This window comes from Planomonospora algeriensis (assembly GCF_977012225.1).
Genome location: NZ_CDRNDK010000506.1, coordinates 1 through 4,201 on the forward strand (window position 1 = coordinate 1; position 4,201 = coordinate 4,201).

The 4,201-nt window shown below is 73.9% G+C and carries 4 protein-coding genes and 2 pseudogenes; 4 read left to right on the forward strand and 2 right to left on the reverse strand.

The features are described from left to right. Positions 1 to 513: pseudogene (locus ACWJ6R_RS31250) on the forward strand (hypothetical protein); the annotation flags it as partial. Positions 514 to 552: 39 nt separating this feature from the next. Here the strand turns inward: ACWJ6R_RS31250 and ACWJ6R_RS31255 are convergent. Together ACWJ6R_RS31255 and ACWJ6R_RS31260 are read right to left on the reverse strand one after the other, a co-directional pair. Then, positions 553 to 1,731 carry a diguanylate cyclase gene (locus ACWJ6R_RS31255; protein ID WP_449065667.1) on the reverse strand — a complete coding sequence of 393 codons (1,179 nt, stop codon included), beginning with the start codon at positions 1,729 to 1,731 and terminating at the stop codon, positions 553 to 555. Then, positions 1,695 to 2,273 carry a histidine kinase N-terminal 7TM domain-containing protein gene (locus ACWJ6R_RS31260; protein ID WP_449065668.1) on the reverse strand — a complete coding sequence of 193 codons (579 nt, stop codon included), beginning with the start codon at positions 2,271 to 2,273 and terminating at the stop codon, positions 1,695 to 1,697. The genes ACWJ6R_RS31255 and ACWJ6R_RS31260 overlap by 37 nt, the downstream gene beginning before the upstream one ends. 141 nt (positions 2,274 to 2,414) lie before the next feature. Here ACWJ6R_RS31260 and ACWJ6R_RS31265 point away from each other — a divergent pair, with 141 nt between their 5' ends. From ACWJ6R_RS31265 to ACWJ6R_RS31275, 3 genes and pseudogenes are all read left to right on the forward strand, one after another. Then, complete coding sequence (locus tag ACWJ6R_RS31265; protein WP_449065669.1) at positions 2,415 to 3,215, forward strand: oxygenase MpaB family protein; 801 nt, start codon at positions 2,415 to 2,417, stop codon at positions 3,213 to 3,215. 133 nt (positions 3,216 to 3,348) lie between these two features. Next, positions 3,349 to 3,909, forward strand: coding sequence for a hypothetical protein (locus tag ACWJ6R_RS31270; RefSeq protein WP_449065670.1), 561 nt, complete (start codon positions 3,349 to 3,351; stop codon positions 3,907 to 3,909). Then, a pseudogene (locus ACWJ6R_RS31275) lies at positions 3,903 to 4,201 on the forward strand (hypothetical protein); the annotation flags it as partial. The gene ACWJ6R_RS31270 and the pseudogene ACWJ6R_RS31275, both read left to right, overlap by 7 nt.

A 4,201-nucleotide genomic window follows, 5' to 3' on the forward strand; every position in this document is an offset into this window, starting at 1 on the left:
GAGGACGGCCGCGGGCGCCGGCCGGGACCGTCCGGGACGACGGCGGCGGGCGCCGCCGGAACCGTTCGCGACACGGCGGCCGAGGCCGCCGGGACCATCAAGGAGACCGCCGTGGAGGCCGCCGGAACCGTCAAGCAGGGTGCGCAGCAGGCCGCGGAGGCGGTCCGGGAGGCGCCGGAGCAGGCGATGCGGGGGACCCAGGGCAACCCGCTGGCCGCCGGGCTGATCGCCTTCGGCGCGGGACTGCTCGCGGCCACCCTCATCCCGAAGACCGAGGCCGAGCAGCGGGCCGCCGAGCAGCTCCGCGACCAGGCCGGCGAGATGGTCGCGCCGGTCAAGGACGCGGTGCTGGAGTCGGCCCAGCGCCTGGGCGAGGAGGCCAAGGAGGCCGCGCAGGAGGCGGGCCGCCAGGTCAAGGAGACGGCCGCCGAGGCGGCGAAGGCCACCGGCGACCACGCCCGCGAGCAGGCCCAGCAGGTGACGGGCCAGACCCGCTCCTCGTTCGGCTCCTGACCGCGTGACCCCGGGACCGCGTGCCCCGGCCGTACGGACTCAGGCCGCGGTCCCGGTCGCCGCCCCGGCCCGCTCCGGGCCCGCTCCGGCCGACTCCACCCGGTTGCGTCCCCCGCGCTTGGCGGCGTAGAGCGCCCCGTCGGCGGCCTGCAGGAGGTCGTCGGGGCTCTGCCCGGGGGACAGCGCGGCGACACCGGCGCTGAAGGTGACGCGCAGGGTGTGGCCGCCGCTGTGCACCGGCTCCGCAGCCACCCGCCTGAGCAGGGCCTCCACCCGGGACCGGGCCTGTTCCGCGTCCACGCCGGGGAACACCAGGACGAACTCCTCGCCGCCGTAGCGTGCCGCGGTGCCGTCCCGGCGCACGCCGTCGGAGAGCAGCTGCGCGAAGCGGACTAAGACGTCGTCCCCGACGCGGTGCCCGTAGCGGTCGTTGACCTGCTTGAAGTGGTCGACGTCGAGCAGGGCGAGGCTGAGCCGGCCGCCGTTCCCGGCGGCCGGCGAGACCTCGCGCTGGAGCACGTCCATCAAGTGGCGTCGGTTGTGCAGGCCGGTCAGCGCGTCCCGGGCGGCCTGCTCGGCGAGGTCGGTGCGGAGCAGCTCGATGGTGCGCAGCTGGTCGCGGAGCCGGGCGTTGGCCTGCTCCAGCTCGTCCTGCTGCCTGCGCAGCCGGGCGTTGGCCTGCTCCAGCTCGTCCTGCTGCCTGCGCAGCCGCGTGTTCGCCTGCTCCAGCTCGTGCCGCTGTCGGTTGACCGCGGTGACGTCGCGGGCGACCATGGCCCAGCCCGCCGGCTCGCCCCGGCGGTCGTACAGCGGGGTGGTGCGCACGTTCAGGTCCAGCCGCCGGCCCGCGCCGTCGGTGAAGACCAGATCGTTCTCCCCGCCGTCCGCGGGGGTGAAGACCCCGCCGAGCATCTCCTTGAGCGAGAGGCCGATGACCCGGGCCGGAGCGCCGGGCCTCAGCCGGTGGAGCACGCCGTCGGCGACGGAGTTGAGGTCGAGGATCCGGCCGGAGGCGTCGATGGTCACGACCGAGTCGCCGATCATGTCGAAGACGCGGTCGCGCGCCACCGGGACCAGCTCGGGCAGGGACCGGTGGACCAGCAGCCAGTAGACGACGACCGCGGTGACGCAGAAGCCGACCGGCGTCAGGTCCGCGGTGCGCACGAGCGCCAGCAGGCCGATCACGTTGCCCAGGGTCGAGGGGACGACGCTGAGCAAAAGGAAGCCGCACAGGGGACGCTGGGCGCGCGGGCCCACGCCCACGCGCGGACCAGCCGCGCCGCGCCGATGCCGAACAGCAGGTAGCTGTAGCCGGTGTGCGCCCAGAACAGAGGACCGAACTCGGGGATGCGCATCTCGGGCGAGACGGCCCAGTCCATCGTCAGGAAGAACAGGTGGTGCCACGGGTTCGTCGCGATCGCCGCGGTGACGAGCGCGGGCTCGATCAGGAGCAGCGGTACGGCGCGGCGCGGCAGCCGCCAGCCGCGGTCCACCACGGCCTTGGACAGGCACAGGAAGCCCGCCATGGAGGCGCCGACACCGAGGTATTTGACCGTCGCCAGCAGCAGGGCGGTGCCCGGGTCGCCGGTCAGGAGGATGAGCCCCTCCGCCGCGGACCACACCGCGATCGCCGCCGCGACCAGGGAGAACGTGCTGACCGCGGGCGCGGTGCGGCGCCGCCGCCAGCCGACGGCGGTCACGACGGCGGCCACGGCCGTCGCGAGGGCGAACAGCAGGAGGAGGAACACCTGCTCCGCCATCCCGCGCCTCCCGCCTCGTCCCGCCGATGTCCTGTCTCCCATCGGCAGGGCCGCCGCGACGCGTAGGGAAACACGGAGATTCGCCTGCGGCGCCCCGTCCCGGAGCTTGTCGTAAAGTAAATGCTTACTTACGATGGTCGCATGAGCGACGGACTGTTCGAGGACGACGACCTGGTCAGGGTGATCGGCCGCGAGGCCGTGCTGATCGCCGCGGGCGGCGCCGCCTCGCTGCTGCAGACCGCCCACCCGAAGGTGGCCCAGGGGGTCTACGACCACAGCTACACCGCCGAGGACCCGCTCGGACGGCTCAGGGGCACCATGCAGTGGGTCTACGCCGTCTCCTGGGGCACTCGCGAGGAGGCCGAGCGGCTGAGCGCGGTCGTGACGCGGATGCACGACGGGGTGACCGGCCCCGGCTACCGGGCCAACGACCCCGAGCTGCAGGTCTGGGTGGCCGCCACGCTCTTCGCCACCGCCGTCCACGTCTACGAGGCGGTCTTCCGGCGGCTGTCCGGCGAGGAGCTCGCCGACTACTACCGGCAGTCGAAGGTCTTCGCCACCATCCTCGGCTGCCCGCCGGACCTGATGCCGGAGACCTACGCCGACTTCCGCGTCTACTACGCGGACATGCTGGCGAACCTCAAGATCAGTTACGCCTCGCGGGCCGTCGCCGAGCAGGTTCTCAACCCCGACGTGCCCTGGTTCGCGCGTCCCGGCCTGCCGGTGATCAGGCTCATCACCGCGGGCCTGATGCCCGCGCCGATCCGCGAGCAGTACGGCTGGAGCTGGACCCCCGCCCGGAGGGCGCGCTTCCATCTCCTCATGCGGCTCCTGGCCGTCGTCTACCCGAGGCTGCCGCTGCGGATCCGCACGCTGCCCCGGGACGTCTACCTGGGCGGCCTGCGCCGGAGGCTGGCCGGACGGCGCCCCGCCATGTCATGACCTGAGAGGAAAGGCGCACCCGGCCGCGGACCGGGGCCCGCCGTGATGGCCCCCGTTACTGGAATTCGGTGACCCCTCGCATTACTGTGGCTACTCTACGTGGTTACCTCTTCTTGACCAGCGAGGACATGTCATGTGGCGACGGTGCGCCATCTATGGGCCGCTGACGACCTGGGCCGTCGTCACGTGCATGCTCACCGGGTGTCAGTCCGCGCCCGCCGAGTCCGTCTCCGTCCTGGAGCCGACCGCCCTCCCTTCGGCCACCCCGTCGGCGGACCCGCGGGCGACCGCGGAGGAGGCCGTACTCGCCTCCTACCGCGGCATGTGGCGTGAGTTCGTCGCGGCGGCGGGGACCGCGGACTGGAAGGCCCGGGGCCTCGGCCGGCACGCGACCGGGGACGCGTTGACCATCCTGCGCCACGGCCTCTGGCTCGCCCGGCAGCGGGAGCAGGTGATCGAGGGCGAGCCGGTGCTGAGCCCGGAGGTCGCCTCGCTGAGACCCGGGGCCGGGCCCACCAGGGCCAAGGTCGTCGACTGCGTGGACGACACCGCGTTCCTGGTCCGCACGCGGGCCGGAGAGCGGGTGAGCGGGGGATCCCCCACCGGCAGGCACCGGACGACCGCGGGCCTCGTCCTCCGCGGCGGCTCCTGGTACGTCAGGAGCTTCACGCTCAAGGAGGCCGGGACATGCTGAGACGCGCCACGGCGATCACCACCCTCTGCTGCACGGCCCTCACCGCCGTCACCGGCTCCGAGGCCGCCCCGAGAGCCGAGGCGGCCGTCCGCACCGGGATGACCGGGATGACCGGGACAACCGGGGCCGCGGGAGCCACCGGAGCCGCAGAGGCCGTTGAAGCCGCCGGGATCGCCGCCCCCGGCGCCGAGGGGGCGGTCGAGGCGACAGGGGGCGTGGCCGGGTTCATCGGGTGCGGCTCCGAGGGCGGGCCGGGATGCGTGGCGCGGGCCAGGCGCTGGTGGAAGCGGCT

Bases quoted from the DNA above. Each gene is read 5' to 3' on its own strand.
- ACWJ6R_RS31260 (WP_449065668.1), bottom strand. From the start codon at position 2,273: ATGGCGGAGCAGGTGTTCCTCCTCCTGCTGTTCGCCCTCGCGACGGCC.
- ACWJ6R_RS31265 (WP_449065669.1), top strand. From the start codon at position 2,415: ATGAGCGACGGACTGTTCGAGGACGACGACCTGGTCAGGGTGATCGGC.
- ACWJ6R_RS31270 (WP_449065670.1), top strand. From the start codon at position 3,349: ATGTGGCGACGGTGCGCCATCTATGGGCCGCTGACGACCTGGGCCGTC.